The 19,324-nt window shown below is 64.6% G+C and carries 20 protein-coding genes; 14 read left to right on the top strand and 6 right to left on the bottom strand.

Features of this window, described 5'->3' with window-relative positions; genetic code table 11:
* Positions 1-117: 117 nt before the first annotated feature.
* Entirely contained in the window at positions 118-792 is a 675-nt protein-coding gene (locus tag RGUI_RS08485; RefSeq protein WP_081532650.1) for an orotate phosphoribosyltransferase, read from the bottom strand.
* A gap of 77 nt (positions 793-869) precedes the next feature.
* Positions 870-1,916: a dihydroorotase gene (gene pyrC, locus RGUI_RS08480; RefSeq protein ID WP_081532649.1), complete on the bottom strand. Its 1,047-nt coding sequence runs from the start codon at positions 1,914-1,916 to the stop codon at positions 870-872.
* 206 nt (positions 1,917-2,122) lie between these two features.
* Here pyrC and RGUI_RS08475 point away from each other — a divergent pair, with 206 nt between their 5' ends.
* A complete protein-coding gene (locus RGUI_RS08475; protein WP_081532648.1) occupies positions 2,123-2,329 on the top strand; it encodes a hypothetical protein in 207 nt (68 codons plus the stop codon).
* Positions 2,330-2,401: 72 nt separating this feature from the next.
* Here the strand turns inward: RGUI_RS08475 and RGUI_RS08470 are convergent, their stop codons facing one another.
* Positions 2,402-3,022: a LysE family translocator gene (locus tag RGUI_RS08470; RefSeq protein WP_081532647.1), complete on the bottom strand. Its 621-nt coding sequence runs from the start codon at positions 3,020-3,022 to the stop codon at positions 2,402-2,404.
* Between the two features lie 195 nt (positions 3,023-3,217).
* On the opposite strand from RGUI_RS08470, the gene RGUI_RS21165 reads away from it, so the two are divergent.
* Together RGUI_RS21165 and RGUI_RS08465 are read left to right on the top strand one after the other, a co-directional pair.
* Positions 3,218-3,895, top strand: coding sequence for a hypothetical protein (locus RGUI_RS21165; RefSeq protein ID WP_156882915.1), 678 nt, complete (start codon positions 3,218-3,220; stop codon positions 3,893-3,895).
* A gap of 33 nt (positions 3,896-3,928) precedes the next feature.
* The gene (locus tag RGUI_RS08465) at positions 3,929-4,534 is read left to right on the top strand and encodes a hypothetical protein (protein ID WP_156882914.1); all 606 of its coding nucleotides are present in this window, start codon (positions 3,929-3,931) and stop codon (positions 4,532-4,534) included.
* 202 nt (positions 4,535-4,736) lie between these two features.
* On the opposite strand, the gene RGUI_RS08460 is transcribed toward RGUI_RS08465, so the two are convergent.
* Positions 4,737-5,957, bottom strand: a complete 1,221-nt coding sequence (locus RGUI_RS08460) for an acyl-CoA dehydrogenase (protein WP_081532645.1) — start codon at positions 5,955-5,957, stop codon at positions 4,737-4,739.
* Between the two features lie 123 nt (positions 5,958-6,080).
* On the opposite strand from RGUI_RS08460, the gene RGUI_RS08455 reads away from it, so the two are divergent.
* The 7 genes from RGUI_RS08455 (at position 6,081) to RGUI_RS08425 (ending at position 14,618) form a co-directional block, all read left to right on the top strand.
* Complete coding sequence (locus RGUI_RS08455) at positions 6,081-7,004, top strand: MoxR family ATPase (protein ID WP_081532644.1); 924 nt, start codon at positions 6,081-6,083, stop codon at positions 7,002-7,004.
* Between the two features lie 80 nt (positions 7,005-7,084).
* Positions 7,085-8,344 carry a VWA domain-containing protein gene (locus tag RGUI_RS08450; RefSeq protein WP_081532643.1) on the top strand — a complete coding sequence of 420 codons (1,260 nt, stop codon included), beginning with the start codon at positions 7,085-7,087 and terminating at the stop codon, positions 8,342-8,344.
* Between the two features lie 388 nt (positions 8,345-8,732).
* The gene (locus RGUI_RS08445; protein ID WP_156883074.1) at positions 8,733-9,713 is read left to right on the top strand and encodes an XdhC family protein; all 981 of its coding nucleotides are present in this window, start codon (positions 8,733-8,735) and stop codon (positions 9,711-9,713) included.
* The gene (locus RGUI_RS08440; RefSeq protein WP_081532641.1) at positions 9,713-10,711 is read left to right on the top strand and encodes a molybdopterin-binding protein; all 999 of its coding nucleotides are present in this window, start codon (positions 9,713-9,715) and stop codon (positions 10,709-10,711) included. The genes RGUI_RS08445 and RGUI_RS08440 overlap by 1 nt, the downstream gene beginning before the upstream one ends.
* A gap of 150 nt (positions 10,712-10,861) precedes the next feature.
* Entirely contained in the window at positions 10,862-11,362 is a 501-nt protein-coding gene (locus tag RGUI_RS08435) for a (2Fe-2S)-binding protein (RefSeq protein ID WP_081536026.1), read from the top strand.
* Positions 11,363-11,450: 88 nt separating this feature from the next.
* Positions 11,451-13,817 (top strand): xanthine dehydrogenase family protein molybdopterin-binding subunit, encoded by a 2,367-nt coding sequence (locus tag RGUI_RS08430; protein ID WP_081532640.1) that lies wholly within the window; start codon positions 11,451-11,453, stop codon positions 13,815-13,817.
* 12 nt (positions 13,818-13,829) lie between these two features.
* Positions 13,830-14,618 (top strand): xanthine dehydrogenase family protein subunit M, encoded by a 789-nt coding sequence (locus RGUI_RS08425; RefSeq protein WP_081532639.1) that lies wholly within the window; start codon positions 13,830-13,832, stop codon positions 14,616-14,618.
* 42 nt (positions 14,619-14,660) lie between these two features.
* On the opposite strand, the gene RGUI_RS08420 is transcribed toward RGUI_RS08425, so the two are convergent.
* Positions 14,661-15,155, bottom strand: a complete 495-nt coding sequence (locus RGUI_RS08420; RefSeq protein WP_081536025.1) for a L,D-transpeptidase — start codon at positions 15,153-15,155, stop codon at positions 14,661-14,663.
* 137 nt (positions 15,156-15,292) lie between these two features.
* On the opposite strand from RGUI_RS08420, the gene RGUI_RS08415 reads away from it, so the two are divergent.
* Positions 15,293-15,475, top strand: coding sequence for a hypothetical protein (locus RGUI_RS08415; protein ID WP_081532638.1), 183 nt, complete (start codon positions 15,293-15,295; stop codon positions 15,473-15,475).
* Positions 15,476-15,479: 4 nt separating this feature from the next.
* Here the strand turns inward: RGUI_RS08415 and ribA are convergent, their stop codons facing one another.
* Positions 15,480-16,559: a GTP cyclohydrolase II gene (ribA, locus tag RGUI_RS08410; RefSeq protein ID WP_081532637.1), complete on the bottom strand. Its 1,080-nt coding sequence runs from the start codon at positions 16,557-16,559 to the stop codon at positions 15,480-15,482.
* A gap of 157 nt (positions 16,560-16,716) precedes the next feature.
* Here ribA and RGUI_RS08405 point away from each other — a divergent pair, with 157 nt between their 5' ends.
* The 3 genes from RGUI_RS08405 to RGUI_RS08395 all read left to right on the top strand — a co-directional run bounded on the left by RGUI_RS08405 (position 16,717) and on the right by RGUI_RS08395 (position 19,324).
* A complete protein-coding gene (locus RGUI_RS08405) occupies positions 16,717-17,403 on the top strand; it encodes a response regulator transcription factor (protein ID WP_081532636.1) in 687 nt (228 codons plus the stop codon).
* Positions 17,404-17,623: 220 nt separating this feature from the next.
* Positions 17,624-18,385, top strand: coding sequence for a VPLPA-CTERM sorting domain-containing protein (locus RGUI_RS08400; RefSeq protein WP_081532635.1), 762 nt, complete (start codon positions 17,624-17,626; stop codon positions 18,383-18,385).
* 150 nt (positions 18,386-18,535) lie between these two features.
* A complete protein-coding gene (locus RGUI_RS08395; protein ID WP_081532634.1) occupies positions 18,536-19,324 on the top strand; it encodes an exodeoxyribonuclease III in 789 nt (262 codons plus the stop codon).

Raw genomic sequence — 19,324 nt, 5'->3', positions numbered from 1 at the left:
GTTATGTCTGCTCTGGCCGAAATCTTGGTTATTTTCGGCACGGTAACACAAGATGTGTTTGGTCGGAACGATTCTGTGGGCAAAGTGTCCACATCTCGTCCCCAGATCGCTCCACCGTTATTTGTGGGCGGCCTGCCAGTCGCGCGGGTCCAGCAGGAAGGCGGCGACCTCGTCCAGCGTGGCGGTATCGAAAGCGGACTGTTCCCGCGCCTCCGTCAGCACGTCGGCCCAGGTGCACAGGTGGTGCAGCGTGACGCCGTGATCGCCCAGTGTCTTCACCGTTTCGGGGAAGATGCCGTAGTAGAAGATCACCGCCGTATGCGCGCATGTGGCGCCGGTTTCGCGGATCGCATCGACGAAGCTGAGCTTCGATCCGCCATCGGTGGTCAGGTCTTCGACCAGCAGCACCCGGTCGCCTTCGCCCATAACGCCCTCGATCCGGGCGTTACGGCCGTAGCCCTTGGGCTTTTTCCGGACATAGGTCATCGGCAGGGCAAGGCGTTCGGCCATCAGCGCGCCAAAGGGGATACCGGCGGTTTCGCCGCCCGCGACATTGGTGAACGCCTCGAAGCCCGCATCGCGCATCACCGTGACGGCGAGGAAGTCCATCAGCGTGGACCGGATGCGCGGGAAGGAGATCAGCTTGCGGCAATCGATATAGGTGGGCGAGGGCAGGCCGGAGGCCAGCGTGAACGGCTCCTCCGCATTGAAATGCACCGCCTTGATTTCCAGAAGCATGCGCGCGGTCAGGCGGGCGATTTCGGTCTTGTCGGGGAAGGCGCTGGGGATCATGGGCGGTCCTGTCGGGGTCGGCGGGCGGGCGCCCGGATTGTGGCGATAGGTGAGGGGCGGTCAGGAAGGGCGGCGGGTCAGGCGCTGTCCTCCACCCGCCAATGCAGCGGGAATCCGGGGTCGAAGACGGTGACGGGCCCGGCGCCGGTGTCGATCCTGTCGGGATAGACGACCGCCGCACCCTTGGTCAGCGTGATCCGGTCCTCGTTCGGCGGCAGCCCGTAGAATGCGGGGCCGTTGAGAGAGGCGAACGCTTCCAGCCGATCCAGCGCGCCTTCGCGTTCGAACACCTCTGCCAGACAGGACAGCGTGTTGGTCGCCGAGAAGATTCCGGCGCAGCCACAGGCGCATTCCTTGTTGGGGTCGGTATGGGGCGCGCTGTCGGTGCCAAGGAAAAAGCGCGCATCGCCAGAGGTGGCGGCAGCCACCAGCGCATCGCGATGCGCGGCCCGTTTGGCCACCGGCAGGCAGTAGAAATGCGGCTTGATCCCGCCCACGAGGATATGGTTGCGGGTGATGATCAGGTGATGGGTGGTGATCGTCGCCCCAAGATCCGCGTCATGGGCGCGGACATAATCGACACCGTCCGATGTCGTCAGATGCTCCATCACCACGCGCAGGCCCGGGGTGGCGCGGCGGATCGGGTCAAGCACGCGGTCGATGAACACCGCCTCACGGTCGAAGATGTCGATGTCGGCGTCCACGACCTCTCCATGGACGCAAAGGGGGCAGCCGATCTCGGCCATCTTTTCCAGCACGCCGCGGACCTTGTCGAAATCGGTCACGCCCGAGGCGGAGTTCGTCGTGGCCCCGGCGGGGTAGAGCTTCACCGCCGCGATCAGCCCGTCGGCATGGGCCGCGGCGACGTCGGCCGGGTCGGTGTCCTCGGTCAGGTAGAGCGTCATCAGCGGCGTGAAGTCCGCACCCTCCGGCAGGGCGGCGAGGATGCGGTCGCGATAGGCGCGGGCATCGGTTCCGGTCACCACGGGCGGGATCAGGTTCGGCATGACGATGGCGCGGGCAAAATGCCGGGCGCTTTCGGGCAGGACGCCTTGCATCATGGCGCCGTCGCGCAGATGCAGGTGCCAGTCGTCGGGGCGGCGGATCGTGAGGGTATCGGTCATGGACCCGGGCGATACACAATCGCGGCGGCGCTTTCCAGTGCCATAGCGCAGCGCGGCCCCAGCACACAAAGGTGAAAAAACCGTGGCTCAAGCTGCCCGCCCGGCGCAAGGCTGGGCTTCCGGATGGGAATTTGAAACGTAAGCTATTCTGCCCTATCTTGGTCGCATGGGGGGAACACTGTAAGCGCGAACAGGAGTTTCCAGAAATGGCACTTGCAAACACGAATGTTACGGAACGTCACGGCTCGTTTCTCACGTCGATCGTCGATTTCCTCGTTGGACTGATGGAAAACCACCCGCATACGCGGCAGATCGAGAAGTTGAGCCGGATGAGCGATGAGGAACTGGCCGCGCGCGGCGTGACCCGCCAGGATGTGGTGCGGCACATCTTCCGCGATCGCTATTACGTCTGATACGACCTGAAAGGTCAGCGCAGTCGCCCGGTGCTTTGCCAAGCGCCGGGCGATTTCCGTTTGCGGCACGTCTCAGGCGCGGCTGGCCGTGGCCGTCAGCGCCCCCATCCCGATCAGCGCGCCGCCACCGGCCCGGGTCATCCAGCGCAGCACGGACGGGCGGCGAATCTGTGCGCGCAGCCGGTCGGCCAGCAGGGCATAGGCCAGCGCATTGATCGCCGCGAGGCTTACGAAGGTGGCGATCAGCGTCGCGAATTGCGGGGCGAGGGCCGCTTCGGGGCGCAGGAATTGGGGCACGAAGGCGATGAAGAAGGCGATGGATTTGGGGTTCAGCGCGGTGACCGCCGCGGCATGGGAAAAGATCGCCCGTGCGGCCTTGGGTTCCGGCGCGAGATCGGCGGCAAGCACGGGCCGCGACCGCAAGAGCTTGATGCCCAGCCAGACGAGGTAGACCGCGCCGATCCATTTCAGCACGGTGAACAGCGTGGCCGAGGCCAAGACCAGCGCGCCGAGGCCCGCAAGCGACGCACTCATCGCGATGAAATCCCCCAAGGCCACGCCCAAGGCCATCGCGACTGCAACCCGCCGCCCCTGGCTGAGCGCGTAGGAGAGAACCAGCAGGATCGTCGGGCCGGGGATGATCAGAAGGACGGTCGAGGCGGCGGCGAAGGCAAGCCAGAGATCGAAGGGCATGGGCGGGACTCCTTTGACGGCAGGAAGGCATGGGATGGGGACCGGTGCAATGGGAATTCGGAGGAAGTCGCCAGGGTGCGTGTCACCATAACTTTGGCGCCTGACCGCATGCGAAAAATGTCATGCTTTTCCGGTTTCAATTAACGGTCGGCCAATCTTACTGGTTGATTGGATTGGGTGTGAGTTCCGGGAGTATTGACATTTTCTTTGGTTTCGATGTATCATTGCTGCGATTATTTCATTGGGGCTTCGTGGGATGTGGTGGGATCGCAAGAGGTGAATTCTGATGGCGGCAAGCTTTCCGTGCTGAGTTTGCTGCAATCCTTCCAAGTGGCCTTTGTTGTGCTTTCCTTCGTGGCTTTGATAATTTCAACCTCGTGGAGTCTTACAAGGCTATATTTGTACATGGGTAAAGTTGATGCGTTGGATGTTCGTGTTGATGAATTGGTGGGTGAGGTTGGTCGCCAAATTGCGCTGTACGAAGCCTTGATGGATCTTCATGGCATAGTTCAGATTAAGCAGAAAAGTTTGAGCGGTGACCTAAGAGAGGGGGCGGGTGATCCATCGGCGCCAGTGCTTCTTATCGGTCGGAGTATTCGAGTAGAGCGAGCAATCGTCGGCAAGGGGCGGGAGTGGATTGATGCCACTACGAAAATCGAATCTTGTTGTGGTGGAAAAACAATTTGCAGGTTTGGTATTCCGGTGGCCGACCTCCTTGAAGGAGAGTTGGGGGCGCGACCTGACCCGGAAATGTTGATAGCCTGGAAATGCAATCCGAGGTCAAGTGAGAGTGCTCAGAGTTCGGAGGCTCCAGTTTCCTCGTTGTTCTTTGCAATTGACGGAAGGTTCGAAATCATCATGGCGTGTCCATGATGGCGTGAGTATCGCAACATGAAGGAGGGCCTAGTGGAGGCGATCAACGTAAGGCATTGTTTTTCATTCGGGTTTTTGTGTATTCTTATCGCGATGCCGTTGCCGGTGTGCTCGGCAAACATCACTGACGCAAACGTCACTGACAGTTTTGTCCCCTCTGGCTGGATGGGTGACGGAGAGTTGGGGGGCGAATACCTTATATTGGAAATGATTTCCGGTTCGACGGGGCAATTGGATATTGATTATAAGTTAACCTATCGAGAGGGTCCGAATAGGTGGGCTGGGGTCTACTGGCAGAATTCTGCAAATAATTGGGGCGAATTTAGGGGGGAGGACTTCTCCGGGTGCCGATGTGTGCGAGTTAGAGCTAAGGGTCATTCCGGTGGTGAAATAGTGGAGTTTAAATTCGGGGGAATAGAGGCTGTTGGGCGGCAGTTCAAGGATTCGTTTTTTGTTTCGACAGGAAGGCTTCGCCTTAATTCCGATTGGAACACCTACGTTATTGATGTCAGTGACAAAGACCTGAGCAGCGTTATCGGTGGGTTTGCCGTTATCATGACGGGATCTGCGAATGAAATAATTGTTATTATTGATAGTGTTACTTACGAAATGGATGCGGAAAATTGTACTTCCTTTTAGCTATGGTGAATGCTATTTGGCTGATTATGATGTGCTGCTGATATGCTGCTGATATGATTTTGAAATAAGGTGGCGAGAGCTTGTCGATTGCACCAGCTCTCCGGTCGTCCGGTGGGTCCAAGACTCCTTTTGGTTCGAGGTTTCTGAAAGGGTATTGTTAGTCGCGCTCAAAGCCAAGAAGACTCAGGCAACTAGCCGCCCCTCAGAAAAACGCCTGCAACCCCGTCTGTGCCCGCCCCAGGATGAGCGCGTGGACATCATGGGTGCCCTCATAGGTGTTTACCGTCTCAAGGTTGATCATGTGGCGGATCACCTGAAAGTCTTCGGAAATCCCGTTGCCGCCATGCATGTCGCGGGCCGCGCGGGCGATGTCTAGCGCCTTGCCGCAGTTGTTGCGCTTGATAAGGGAAATCATCTCGGGCGCGGCCTTTGCGTCGTCCATCAGGCGCCCCACCTGCAGGCAGGCATGCAGGCCAAGGGTGATTTCGGTCTGCATATCGGCCAGTTTCTTCTGGAACAGTTGAGTGCCCGCAATCGGCTTGCCGAACTGCTTGCGATCCAGCCCATAGGCCCGCGCCGCGTGCCAGCAGAATTCAGCCGCCCCCAGAACCCCCCAAGCGATGCCATAGCGGGCGCGGTTCAGACAGCCGAACGGGCCTTTCAGCCCCTCCACGCCCGGCAACAGGGCGTCTTCGCCGACCTCGACCCCGTCCATCACGATCTCGCCGGTGGGAGAGGCGCGCAACGACAGCTTCCCGCCGATCTTGGGTGCGGACAGGCCGGCCATGCCCTTGTCCAGAACGAATCCCTTGATCTTGCCGCCATGGGCCTCCGACTTGGCCCAGACGACGAAGACATCGGCCATCGGGCTGTTGGAAATCCAGGTCTTGGTGCCGGTCAGGCGATAGCCGGTCGCGGTCTTTTCCGCCTTGGATTTCATCCCCGCCGGGTCCGACCCGGCATCGGGTTCGGTCAGGCCGAAACAGCCGATCAGCGTACCCGCCGCCAGACCGGGCAGGTATTTCTGGCGCTGCGCCTCTGTCCCGTAGGCGTAGATCGGGTACATCACCAATGACGATTGCACCGACATCATCGACCGATAGCCGGAATCCACCCGCTCGATTTCCCGCGCCACAAGGCCATAGGTGACGTAAGACGCGCCAAGCCCGCCGTATTCTTCGGGGACTGTCACGCCCAGCAGACCCGCCTCGCCCATTTCTCGGAAGATTTCCGGCTCGACCCGTTCTTGCGCGTAGGCGTCGATCACGCGGGGTTGCAGCCTGTCCTGCGCAAAGGTCCGCGCCGCGTCGCGCAGCATGCGTTCGTCCTCGCTCAGGCTGTCCTCCAGCCGCAGGGCGTCCTCCCAGTCGAAGCGCGAAAGGTCCGGGGCGTCCTTGGGTTTGACGGGCGCGGCGCTGTCCATGCGGTGTCCTCCTTTAGGCTTATGGACGAGGGATAGCGCGCGGGGCAGGGTGGGGCAATCGCGGCGGTTGGCTTGACCGCTCGCGTTCCCCGTGCAGGTCTGGGGAAAAGGGGAGGACGAGGTATGGGCGAAACGCTCGGGTCGATCGACGATGTGCAGAAGATGCTGGCGGGGCAGAACTATGTCTGTGGCCGGGCGCTGGGCACGGTCGTGTTTCTGGCGATGCGGCTGGGCAAGCCCCTGTTTCTGGAGGGCGAGCCCGGCACCGGCAAGACCGAGATCGCCAAGGCCATCGCGGCCGCACTGGGCCGGAGGCTTATCCGCCTGCAATGCTATGAGGGGCTGGATGCGGCCAGTGCGGTCTATGAGTGGAACTTTGCCGAACAGATGATCGCCATCCGCACCGCCGAGGCGATGGGGTTCGAGGGCGCGGGCGCGGATCGGCAGGCGCTGAAGGATGAGCTGTTCTCGCAGGACTACTTGATCGAACGGCCGCTTTTGCAGGCCATGCGCCCCCATGTCGAAGGGCCGCCCGTGCTGCTGATCGATGAGCTTGACCGCACCGATGAGCCGTTCGAGGCCTTCCTGCTGGAGGCGCTGAGCGATTTTCAGGTCACCATCCCCGAACTCGGCACGATCCGGGCGGAGCATCCGCCGATCGTGGTCATCACCTCCAACCGCACGCGAGAGGTGCATGACGCCCTGAAACGCCGGTGCCTGTATCACTGGGTCGACTATCCCGATTTCGAAAGGGAACTCGACATCCTGCACGCCCGCGCGCCGGAGGCCGCCGAGACGCTGAGCCGCGAGATCGTGGCCTTCGTGCAGAAGCTGCGCACCGAGGACCTGTTCAAGAAGCCGGGCGTGGCTGAAACCATCGACTGGGCGAAATGTCTTCTGGCGCTGGATGTGATTGATTTGTCGCCGCAAGTCATTGCCGACACGGTCGGGGCGCTTCTGAAATACCAGGACGATATCCAGAAGATCGAGGGGTCGGAGGCGAAGCGGTTGCTGGACGAGGTGCGCGCCGAGCTTGCCCCCGCCTGACCCTTCTTCTGGTCGCAAATATCCTTGGGGGGCCGGGGGCGGACAGCCCCGGACCTCTCCGCCAAGAACCGGGATCCAGTATGGCAAACCTCCCCCCGCTCGATATCCCCGAAGAGCCAAAGCTCTCTCACAACATCCTCCATTTCGCACGGGCGCTGCGAAAGGCGGGCCTGCCCGTGGGGCCCGGCCGGGTGATCGATGCGATCCGCGCGGTAGAGGCCGCGGGGTTTTCCGAACGGGGCGATTTCTATCACACGTTGGCCGCCTGCTTCATCTCGCGCCCCGAACACCGGCAGGTTTATGATCAGGTGTTTCGCCTGTATTGGCGCGACCCGCGGTTTCTGGAGCATATGATGAGCCTGATGCTGCCCTCGATGCGCGGAGTGGCGGAGGAGCGGAAGGCCAAGGCGGCGGAGAAGCGGGCGGCAGAGGCGTTGCTGGACGGGATCGAGCCGGAGCTGCCGGAGGTGCCCGAGGAGGAACCGGGCGAGGAAATCGAGATCGACGCCAGCCAGACCCAGTCGGGGCGGGAACGTCTCAAGACCCTCGATTTCGAGCAGATGAGCACCGCCGAGGTGGCCGAGGCGAAACGGATGCTGGCCCGGCTGTCGCTGCCGGTCAAACCGCTGACCTCTCGCCGGACACGGGCCGACCGGCATGGGCGGTTGCCCGACTGGCGCGGGACCATGCGCACGGCCCTGCGGCAGGGCGGAGAGATCCGGGAGTTCGCCCAGAAGAACCGCCGCCAGCGTTGGCCCAACCTCGTGGTGCTGTGCGATATCTCGGGGTCGATGTCGCAATATTCGCGCATGGTTCTGCATTTCCTGCATGCGGTCGCCAATGAAAAGGGCGCGGGCTGGGCCAAGGTGCATGCCTTCACCTTCGGTACCCGGCTGACCAACATCACCCGGCAACTGGCCCGGCGCGATGTCGATGCCGCGCTGGCCGCCGCGGGGGCCGAAGCGCAGGATTGGGAGGGCGGCACGCGAATCGCAACGGCGCTGCACGCCTTCAACCGCGACTGGTCGCGGCGGGTCCTGGGCACCGGCGCTGTCGTGCTGATGATCACCGACGGGCTGGATCGGGACGAGGCGGACACCCTGTCGCAGGAGATGGAGCGCCTGCACCTGTCGGCACGGCGGCTGATCTGGATCAACCCGCTGCTGCGCTGGGACGGATTTGCCCCGAAAGCCAAGGGGATACGAACGATCCTGCCGCATGTGGACTGCTTTCGCGCGGGCCATTCGATCCAGTCGCTGGAGGATCTGGCGCAGGCGATTTCCCGCGCCGACGATGTCGGGGACCGGGACAGGATGCTGAAAATGATGCGGCAATCCTGACTAGTTTGATCTGGATCAAAGTTCGGGTCGACTCAAAGATGCATTTGAGATATACGGATTGCGGCGGTGAATGACTTCCCGACATTCTCCGGTGAACCGCACATCACGTCCCTGTGTCTTTCCCAACACAGGTTCCCGGGTGCCGAGGGCCCTCCCTCCCGAGGCACCAAATCATGAGACGCCGTGGGCCCTCCCTCCCACGGCGTTTTTCTTTGGGATTTTGGAATGTTGCATTCCGGCCGGTGCTGCCGCCGACCCCGTGCGCCGCCGCCTTTTCTGGGGTGGACCGTGCAGTGCCGTGCGCCCCGGTCTCCTCCTTTTTGATGACTGGCCAAGGGCCGTTCCGCCGCCCAATATTCCGAAACGTGAGGAGGAGGACCCCATGCAGATCGGCGATCATGATGCGATTCCGGAACTTGCGCTGGACTGGCACCAGAGTGGCAAGAAGGCCGCCCTTGCCACCGTCGTGGAAACCTGGGGCAGTGCGCCCCGGCCCGTCGGCAGCCAGTTGGCGATATCGGGCGAGGCCGGGATGGCCGGGTCGGTGTCGGGCGGTTGTGTCGAGGGGGCGGTGATCGCCGAGGCGCTGGAGGCGCTGGAGGATGGCAAGCCGCGCTTATTGGAGTTCGGCGTCAGCGACGAGGACGCCTTTGCCGTGGGTCTGGCCTGTGGCGGGCGCATCCGGGTTCTGGTCGAACCGGTGGGGGCAGCCCTGCCCGTGGCGCTGCTGGCGGATCTTGTCGCGGCCCGTGCGCAGCGGACGGCCATCGCCTATGTCGTCGATGTAGTACGCTGGCAGCGGCGGCTTGCCGGCCCCGACGATCCCGACTTGGGGGCCGTGATTGCAGAACGGATGCGAAGCGACAAATCGGGGTTCGAGGGCGAAACCTTCGTCGGTATCCACAACCCGCCCTTGCGCATGGCCATCGTCGGCGCGGTGCATATCGCGCAGCCGCTGGTGCAGATGGCCCGTCTTGCCGGCTTTGCGCCCACGCTGATCGACCCGCGCCCGGCCTTTGGCGCCGCCGAGCGGTTTCCGGGCGAGACGATCCTTGACGACTGGCCCGATGCGGCACTGGCCGCCCACGGGCTGGATGCGCGCACCGCGGTGGTGACGCTGACCCATGATCCCAAACTGGATGACCCCGCGATTCTGGCAGCGCTTGACTCCGACATGTTCTATCTGGGCTGCCTTGGGTCCACCCGGACCCATGCCAAACGCGTGGCGCGGCTGGAGTCGGCCGGCGTGCCCGCGGATCGCATCGCGCGGATCCACGCCCCCGTCGGGCTGAACATCGGGGCGAAATCGCCGGCCGAAATCGCGGTGTCGATCCTGGCTGAGGTGATCCAGCGCCTGAGGCAGGGCTGATGCGCTTCGGGCCGGTGCCCGTTGACGGGGCCGAGGGCGCGACCCTCGCCCATTCCGTGCGGGCCGGCGCCGTCATGCTGAAGAAAGGCATCGTGCTTGGCCCCGCCGAACTCGCCGCGTTGCGGGACGCGGGGGTGTTTGAGGTGACGGTCGCCCGGCTCGACCCCGGTGACGTGGCCGAAGACGCGGCGGCCGGTCAACTGGCCCGGGCGCTGGTGCCCGATCCGGCCACGGCTTTCCTGCGGGTGGGGCCCGCCGCGCGGGGGCGGGTCAACCTGCACGCGGTCTGCCCCGGTGTCGTCGGGCTGGATGTCGAGAAAATCCACGCGCTCAACCGGATTGATCCGGGCGTGACGCTGGCCACGCTCGCGCCCTTCACCCGGGTCACGCCCGGCCTGCTGGTCGGGACGGTCAAGATCATTCCCTATGCGGTCTCGGGCCCGGTCCTTGCCGATGCCTGTGCCGTGGCCGCCGGCGCGTTGCGGGTATCGCCGGTTGTCCGGAAAAGCGCAGGTCTGGTGCTGTCCGAGGTGCCGGGCCAGAAACCCGGTCTGATCGACAAGGGGCGAGAGGCGATTGCCGCGCGCCTGTCCGCCCTTGGGATCGAGCTTGAGGCGGTACGGGTCGTCCCGCACCGTGTCACGGACATGGCCGCGGCGCTGTCCGATCTGCCGGGGGAGATCGCCCTGATCCTCAGCGGTTCCGCCACCTCCGACGCCCATGACACCGCGCCAGAGGCCCTGCGCGCCGCAGGCGGCGTGGTGGAGCGGTTCGGCATGCCCGTGGATCCCGGCAACCTGCTGTTCATCGGAAAACTGGACGCGCGTCCCGTGATCGGGCTTCCCGGCTGTGCCCGATCGCCCGCGCTGAACGGGGCCGACTGGGTGCTGGAACGCGTGGCCTGCGGGCTGACCGTGGCAAGCGACGAGATCGCGCAGATGGGGGTGGGGGGGCTATTGAAGGAAATCCCGTCGCGCCCCCAGCCGCGGGAGGGGTGAGGCGCCCTTGCCCGGCCATTGGTCCGGGCGGCGGCGGTGTGCCGTGGGTATTTGGGCCAAGAAGAAGGGGGGAGGTCGCGCTTCCGATAAACGGTTCTCAAAGCCGGGGGTGCGTGCTTAACTTGAGACTAATGACAGGGAGGAATGTCGATGGTTGAAATATCCATGACGGTGAACGGCCGTTTGTTGAGTGGGGCTATTGAGGGTCGTACGCTGCTTGTCGAGTTTCTGCGGGAGGGTTTGGGCCTGACGGGGACGCATGTTGGCTGTGACACGTCGCAATGCGGGGCGTGTGTTGTGCATGTGGACGGTCGGGCGGTGAAGTCCTGCACGATGCTGGCGGCAGAGGCGGCCGGGGCGGAGGTTGTCACGATCGAGGGGATGGCCAATGCGGACGGTTCGCTGAGCGTGATCCAGCAGGCGTTCCAGGACCATCACGGGCTGCAATGCGGGTTCTGCACGCCGGGGATGGTGATGTCGGCGGCGGCGCTTCTGGCGGACAATCCCAAGCCGACCGAGGCGGAGGTGCGCGCCTATCTGGAGGGCAATATCTGCCGCTGCACGGGCTACCACAACATCGTCAAGGCGATCCTGGCGGCCAGCGGTCAGGACGTGTCCCATATCGGCGGCGACGCCATCGCGGCGGAATAGGCGCGGCACACCACCAGCGGCGGGCGGGCATGGGGGCCCGGACGGGGCCGTCCCGCGCACCGGACATTCCTTGAGGGAGGACAGAGACATGCCGAAAGATCACGGCATCGGCGCCAGTTCCAAGCGGCGCGAGGACAAGCGGTTCCTGACCGGCCGGGGCCGGTATACCGACGACATCAACCTGGCGGGGCAGGCCTATGCGGTCTTCGTGCGCTCCCAGGTGGCCCATGGGAAACTGAACGGGGTGGACACCGCGGCCGCCGAAGCGATGCCCGGCGTGATCCGCGTCTTCACCGGTGCGGATTTCGAGGGCGTGGGGGGCCTGCCCTGCGGCTGGCAGGTGACCGACCGGCATGGGGAACCGATGCAGGAACCCGGCCACCCGGTGCTGGCCCAGGGCAAGGTGCGCCATGTGGGCGACCCGATCGCCGTGGTGGTGGCCGAGACCGAGGACCAGGCCCGCGACGCGGCCGAGGCCGTCGACCCCGATATCGAGGAACTGGACCCGGTGCTCGACATGAAGGCGGCGCTGGCGGACGGCGCGCCCAGGGTGCATGACGATCTGAGTTCGAACCTTTGTTATGACTGGGGCTTCGTGGAGGAGAACCGCGAGGCGGTGAATGCCGCGTTCGAGGCGGCCCATCACGTCACCACGCTGGAGCTTGTGAACCAGCGGCTGATCCCCAACGCGATGGAACCGCGGGTGGCGGTGGGCGATTTCAACCCCGCGACCGAGGACAGCACGCTTTACACCACCTCGCAGAACCCCCATGTGATCCGGCTGTTGATGGGGGCCTTCGTGCTGGGCATCCCCGAGCACAAGCTGCGCGTGGTGGCCCCGGATGTGGGCGGCGGCTTCGGGTCGAAGATCTTCCACTATGCGGAAGAGGCGTTCTGCACCTTCGCCGCGAAGGCGATCAGGCGCCCGGTGAAATGGACCTGCACGCGGTCGGAGGCGTTCATCTCCGATGCCCATGGCCGCGATCATGTCACGAAGATCGAACTGGCGCTGGATGCCGAGGCCAACTTCACCGCGCTCAGGACCGAGACTTACGCCAATATGGGCGCGTATCTGTCGACCTTCGCGCCGTCGATCCCGACCTGGCTGCACGGCACGCTGATGGCGGGCAATTACAAGACACCGCTGATCTATGTGAACGTCAAGGCGGTGTTCACCAACACGGTGCCGGTGGATGCCTATCGCGGCGCGGGCCGGCCCGAGGCGACCTTCCAGCTGGAACGGGTGATCGACAAGGCCGCGCGGGAGCTGGGGATGGACCCGGTGGACCTCCGCCGGAAGAACTTCGTCACCGAGTTTCCCTATGCCACGCCCGTCGCGGTGGAATACGACACCGGCGATTACAACGCGACGATGGACAAGCTTCTGGAGATGATCGACCTCTCGGGCTTCGAGGCGCGGCTGGCGGAGAGCAAGGCCCGCGGGCGCCTGCGCGGCCTTGGCATCAACTGCTATATCGAGGCCTGCGGGATCGCGCCCAGCCAACTGGTGGGCCAGTTGGGCGCGCGGGCCGGTTTGTATGAATCGGCCACGGTGCGGGTGAACGCCACCGGCGGCCTGGTGGTGATGACCGGCAGCCACAGCCACGGGCAGGGGCATGAGACGACCTTTGCGCAAGTCGTGGCCGACATGATCGGCATCGGCGAGGACATGGTCGAGATCGTCCATGGCGATACCGCCAACACGCCGATGGGCATGGGCACCTATGGCTCGCGCAGCCTCGCCGTCGGCGGATCGGCGATGGTGCGGGCGACCGAGAAGATCATCGCCAAGGCGAAGAAGATCGCGGCCCATCTGATGGAGGCCTCTCCCGAGGACATCGAGTTGAAGGACGGCCAGTTCACCGTGGCGGGCACCGACAAGTCGGTCGCCTGGGGCGCCGTGACGCTGGCGGCTTATGTCCCCCACAACTACCCGCTGGAGGATATCGAACCGGGGCTGGAGGAAACCGCCTTCTACGACCCCAACAACTTCACCTACCCCGCCGGCGCCTATGCCTGCGAGGTGGAGGTCGACCCCGAGACCGGCAAGGTCGATGTGGTCTCTTTTGCCGCCGCGGACGACTTCGGCAATATCGTGAACCCGATGATCGTCTCGGGGCAGGTGCATGGCGGCATCGCCCAGGGCATCGGGCAGGCGCTGCTGGAGGGCGCGGTGTTCGACGAGTACGGCCAGCTTCTGTCGGGCTCCTACATGGATTACGCGATGCCCAGGGCCGATGACGTGCCGTTCTACGCGGTCGATCATTCCTGCGCCACGCCCTGCACCCACAACCCCCTGGGGGTGAAGGGCTGTGGCGAGGCCGGGGCCATCGGCTCCCCGCCCGCGGTGGTCAATGCCGTGGTCGATGCGCTGCAGCGCGCGGGCCACATATCGGTCACCCATATCGACATGCCGCTGACGCCGTCGCGCGTCTGGGCCGCCATGCAGGGCTGAGGAGGACTGTCCATGTACGCATTCGAATTCGACCGCCCCGCGACACTGGCCGAGGCCATCGACGCGCTTGGCACCGAAGAGGCGCAGGCGCTGGGGGGCGGGCAGACGCTGATCCCCTCGTTGAAACAGCGGCTGGCGGCGCCCTCGAAACTGGTCAGCCTGACCGGCATCGCGGAGCTGAAAGGGGTCTCGATGGACGGCGGCACGCTGACCATCGGCGGCGCCACGCCCCATGCGGTGGTGGCCGCCGAGGCCGCGGCCCATTACCCCGCGCTGGCCGCGCTGGCGGGCCATATCGGCGACCCCGCGGTCCGCAATCGCGGCACCATCGGCGGCAGCCTTGCCAATAACGACCCGTCGGCCTGCTATCCCGCGGCGGTGCTGGCCTCGGGCGCGACGGTGGTGACCCATACCCGGGAGATCGCGGCCGACGACTTCTTCCAGGGCATGTTCACCACCGCGCTGGAGGAGGGCGAGATCATCACCGCCGTCCACTTCCCCGTGCCGGAGGCGGCGGCCTATGCCAAGTTCGAGCAACCCGCCTCCCGCTTCGCGCTGACCGGCGCCTTCGTGGCCAAAGGCCCTGCGGGCGTGCGCGTGGCGATCACCGGCGCCTCCGAGGAGGGCGTGTTCCGCTGGGCCGAGGCCGAAGCCGCGCTGACCGCCGACTTCTCCCCCGCCGCCCTCGCCCCCCTCACCCCACCCGCCGGCGACATGATCGAAGACATCCACGGCACCGCCCAATACCGCGCCCATCTCGCAAAGGTCATGACACAAAGAGCCGTGGCAAAAGCAGGGTGAGAAGCACGGGGCCGCCCCCTTTCCGGGGGGCGGTTATCGCCCTCAGGCGACGATCAGACGGCTGCCGGGCGAGAGGCGTGCCGCGATCCAGGTCAGGTGGTCGCGGCGAAAGGCGACACACCCCTCGGTCGGGTGGTGAGGCTTGCGCCACTGGTGCAGGAAGATCGCAGACCCCCGGCCCGGTGTGGCCGGCGGCGCGTTCCAGTCGGTGATCAGCACGAGATCGTAAAGCGGATCGGGGCGCCGCAGCCGTTCATGGCTGTGTGGATGCGGCGCGTGCGCCAACTGGTTATAGGCCGCGTCGGCGGGATCGTCCGACCACAGATCCCCCGGGCGGATCGGGGTGGCCCATGCGGCGGGCCGCGCCAGACGGTCAGGCCGGTAAAGCATCCCGATGATCCGGTGGATGCCTCTGGGCGTTGCCCCGTCCCCTTCATGCTTGTCGCGGGTCACCCCGGAGCGGCCGACCGAACAGGGGAACCGGCGCCCGGCAAAGCGCAGATGAGTTGGCATCAGGACAAGGTCGTCACGCGTCATGGGGGCAGACTGCCGCAATCGCGCGCCACGGACCAGCGCGGTCTTGAGGCGGATCAACCAAGAGAGCTTCGGGCCGTGTTAAACTGACCGCGGAGTCGCGCAAATGTTGCATCCGGAAGGACTGGAGGAGGTTCGAGATGGAAACGGCGAAGGTCATGGAATACGCCCGCGCGCTTTATGAGGCCCATGGCGACAAGGCCGAGGCGGAAGCGGCCCAGAAGGCTGTCGCGCTGGAGGACGAGGGCGAAGTGGCGCAGGCCGATACGTGGCGAAAGGTCCAAGCCGCGATCAAGGAGATGCGGGCCCCGCATCAGGGCTGAGGCGCTATAGCATATGCCCGGACTTTTCGGCCTTCGTGGCAAGGTAGCGGGCATTTTCCGGCGTGTGTCCCACCTTCAGGGGCACGCGTTCGGATACGTCGATCCCGTTGGCGCGCATCATCTCGATCTTGGCGGGGTTGTTGGTCATCAGCCGCACGGCTGAAAACCCCATCTCGCGCAGGATCGCCGCGCCGATGCGAAAATCACGCTCGTCATCTTCAAACCCCAGCCGGTGGTTGGCCTCGACCGTGTCGAAGCCCTGATCCTGCAGGGAATAGGCGCGCATCTTGTTGGCAAGGCCGATGCCGCGTCCCTCCTGGTTGAGGTAGAGCAGGACGCCCGCGCCTTCGGCGCCCATCTGGGCCAGCGCGGCGGTCAGTTGCGCGCCGCAATCGCATTTCAGGCTGCCCAGCAGGTCGCCGGTGAAACAGGCCGAATGGAGCCGGGCCAGAACCGGCGCCCCGCGCGGGGGGCTGCCGATTTCGACGGCATAGTGTTCCTCGCTGCCATCGGCCGGGCGGAAGACATGGACGCGGCCCGCCCGTGACACCGCGAGCGGCACGCGGGCCGACACGACCTCTGCCACGGTTGCGGCATCGGTTTGGGCAAGGGCCGCGTCTGCAAGCGTGATCCGTGTCAGGTCCTGTGTCCGGGCGATGCCTGCGGGGTCGGTCACCTCGACGGCGAGCACGGCGGGCAGAAGTTGCGCCGTCTTGGCCAATGCGATTGCGGCACGATAGGCCGCGGCCTCGCCCCCGCGCAGGGTGTGGAACGGGCCGAAAAGCGGCTGGTCGAGGTCGTTGGCGGGCTCTGCCACGCCGCGGACCCAGTCTGGCGTTGCCTCTGGCGGCAGGCGCAGGCGCGCGATGTCGCCGTCATAGGGCCGTGCCTTCAGCGTTGTCGCCCGGCGGGCCGTGATCGCCAGCACCGGTTCGCCGCCCAAGGCGCGCAGCGCCGCCATCCGGTCGGGCGTCAGCGTTTCGGCGGCGACGACGACAAGGGCGCCGACCATGACAGGCACGCCCATGCGCAGATCGCCGCGGGCGCGGGCGATGCGTTCTGTGCCGTCGGGGCCAAGGGGCATGGGCGGTCCTTTCCTGTGGGCGGTGCGCGGCCAAGTCCGACAGATATGAAACAATTCCGCCGTAGGCCACACGCTTGCGTGAAAAACCTGTTGCAAATCTTGTGGCCCCTGCAGGGGGCGTCATCTGATGCGCAGGTCAGACAGAGGAGACACCCCGATGAGCAATCTGAAAAAGATCCTGCTGGTCGATGATGAAGACGACTTGCGCGAGGCGCTGAGCGAGCAGCTTGTCATGACTGAGGATTTCGACGTGTTCGAGGCCGGCAACGGCGCCGAGGCGATGGAGAAGGCCAAGGAGGCGCTCTATGATCTGGTGATCCTCGATGTGGGCTTGCCCGACACGGACGGGCGGGAACTGTGCCGGTTGATGCGCAAGCAGAATGTCAAATGCCCCATCATAATGCTGACGGGCCATGACAGCGATGCCGACACGATCCTGGGTCTGGATGCCGGGGCGAACGACTATGTGACCAAGCCGTTCAAGTTTCCGGTGCTGCTGGCCCGCATTCGCGCGCAACTGCGCCAGCACGAGCAGTCGGAGGATGCGGTCTTCCAGCTTGGGCCGTACACGTTCAAGCCGTCGATGAAGATGCTGATCACCGAGGAAGACCGCAAGATCCGCCTGACGGAGAAGGAAACCAACATCCTGAAATATCTCTACCGGGCGTCGGAAGGCGTGGTGGCGCGCGATGTGCTGTTGCACGAGGTCTGGGGCTACAATGCCGGGGTGACCACCCATACGCTGGAAACCCACATCTACCGCCTGCGCCAGAAGATCGAGCCCGATCCGTCCAACGCGCGGCTTCTGGTGACCGAGTCGGGGGGCTATCGCCTGGTCGCGTGACCTCTGCGGAAGATGGCAGACCGGGCGGGCGGTTCATGTGCCGCCACGCCCGCAGCCAAGGGCATCAGGCGTCAGCATGACGACAAAACGGCGCCCGGGTTCCGACTGTTTCCAAAGCCTGCCGCGGCCCGAGGCAATTCAGGCATTCTTGCGGCAAGAATTTGACTTGCCGCGGCAATGCGCGCATCGTCCCCTTGTAATGTGTACTTGAGGGGGACTCATGATGGGTACCAAAGCTCTTCTCGCGGCGGCCAGCGCCGCGGCGCTGCTTTTGGCGTCGCAGGCAAATGCCGCTTCTATCCTTGCGATGAAACTCAGCGACCTGACGCCGGATGCCTCGTCGGCCGGGCGTCTGGATGCCTATAGCGGCTGGACCGACGGGACCGGCTGGAACGAGGGTGTCGCCGGTGCGACCGATCTGGTCAACAACGGTATCGACTACCGCAATGGGTCGATCGACTGGGCAGAGGTGGAGTCTGTGCGGGTGTCGATGTATTCGCAAGGCTCCGAAGTGGCCTATGTGGAATTCGACGCGGCCGGCACCACGATGACCGACTTCTTCGCGGTCGCCAATGTCAGCGGCTCCAGCTGGCCCGACGACCTGACGACGGATGTTCACAACTACTTCTCGATCGCGGGTCACACCAGCAATGACCGTCACTGGTACATCAACCGCAACTATGGCGGCTGTGGTTCCGATGTCGGCCATATGGTCGTTCTTGACGGCGATGGCGCCGATGCCTGCAGCTGGGAAACGACCCGGACCGATGACATCGGTCTGACGAACCGTGGCTTCCTGTATTCGACCCTGACCACGGATACGAACTGGAACAACACCGGTGGGCAGGTCGGTGTGGCCGATGTGTTTGCCGTGCATGTGACGGTGGGCGGGGATGTTCCGCTTCCGGCATCGCTGGTGCTGATGGGGACGGCGCTGGGGGGCCTTGGGGCCGCGCGCCGGTTCGCCCGCAAGGCCGGCTGATCCACATTCTGCAAGATGCTGAACGTCCGTCCGCCGTCTGGCGGGCGGGCGTTCGCATTTGGGCGTGTACAAACCGCCCGCGGGTGGTTGCAGGCCTGACCGCGCCCGCCTAGGCTGCGCGAGCCCCGGAAACTGCCGACAGGACAGCCCATGCCATTTACCCTTGCCACCTGGAACATCAACTCCGTCCGACTGCGCAAGGGGCTTGTCGAACGCGTCCTTCGGGAAGAGGCCCCCGACATCCTGTGCCTTCAGGAATGCAAATGTCCCGTCGACAAGATCCCGGTGGAGCCGTTCGAGGCGCTTGGCTATGGCCATATCGTGGCGCGCGGGCAAAAAGGTTATAACGGCGTCGCGATCCTGTCGCGGCTGCCGCTGGAAGACGCGGGCGATCTGGATTTCGCGGGGCTGGGCCATGCGCGCCATGTGGCGGCACGGCTGGAAAACGGCGTGGTGGTGCACAATTTCTATGTGCCTGCCGGCGGCGATGTGCCCGACCGGGAGAAGAACGAGAAATTCGGACAGAAACTCGACTACGTGGCCGATATGCGCGACTGGTTCCACGGAAACCGGCCCGAAAGGGCGATCCTCGTGGGCGATCTGAACATCGCGCCGCTGGAGGATGACGTCTGGTCCCACAAGCAGATGCTGAAGATCATCAGCCACACCCCGGTCGAGGTCGAGGGGCTGATCGCCGCGCAGGAGGCGGGCGGCTGGGTGGATGTCACGCGCAAGGACATCCCCGAGGGCAAGCTTTATTCCTGGTGGTCGTACCGGGCGCGCGACTGGGCGGCGTCGGACCGGGGACGGCGGCTGGATCACGTCTGGGCCACCGGTGACATTTCCGGGGCGGCGCATTCCAGCCGCATCCTGCGCGACGCGCGGGGGTGGGAGCAGCCCTCGGACCACGTTCCGGTTCTTGCGACATTCGATTTGTGA

This window comes from Rhodovulum sp. P5 (genome assembly GCF_002079305.1).
GTDB lineage: Bacteria > Pseudomonadota > Alphaproteobacteria > Rhodobacterales > Rhodobacteraceae > Rhodovulum.
The sequence above is the reverse complement of the archived record's forward strand: the minus strand, read 5'-3'. Positions and strand labels throughout refer to the sequence as shown.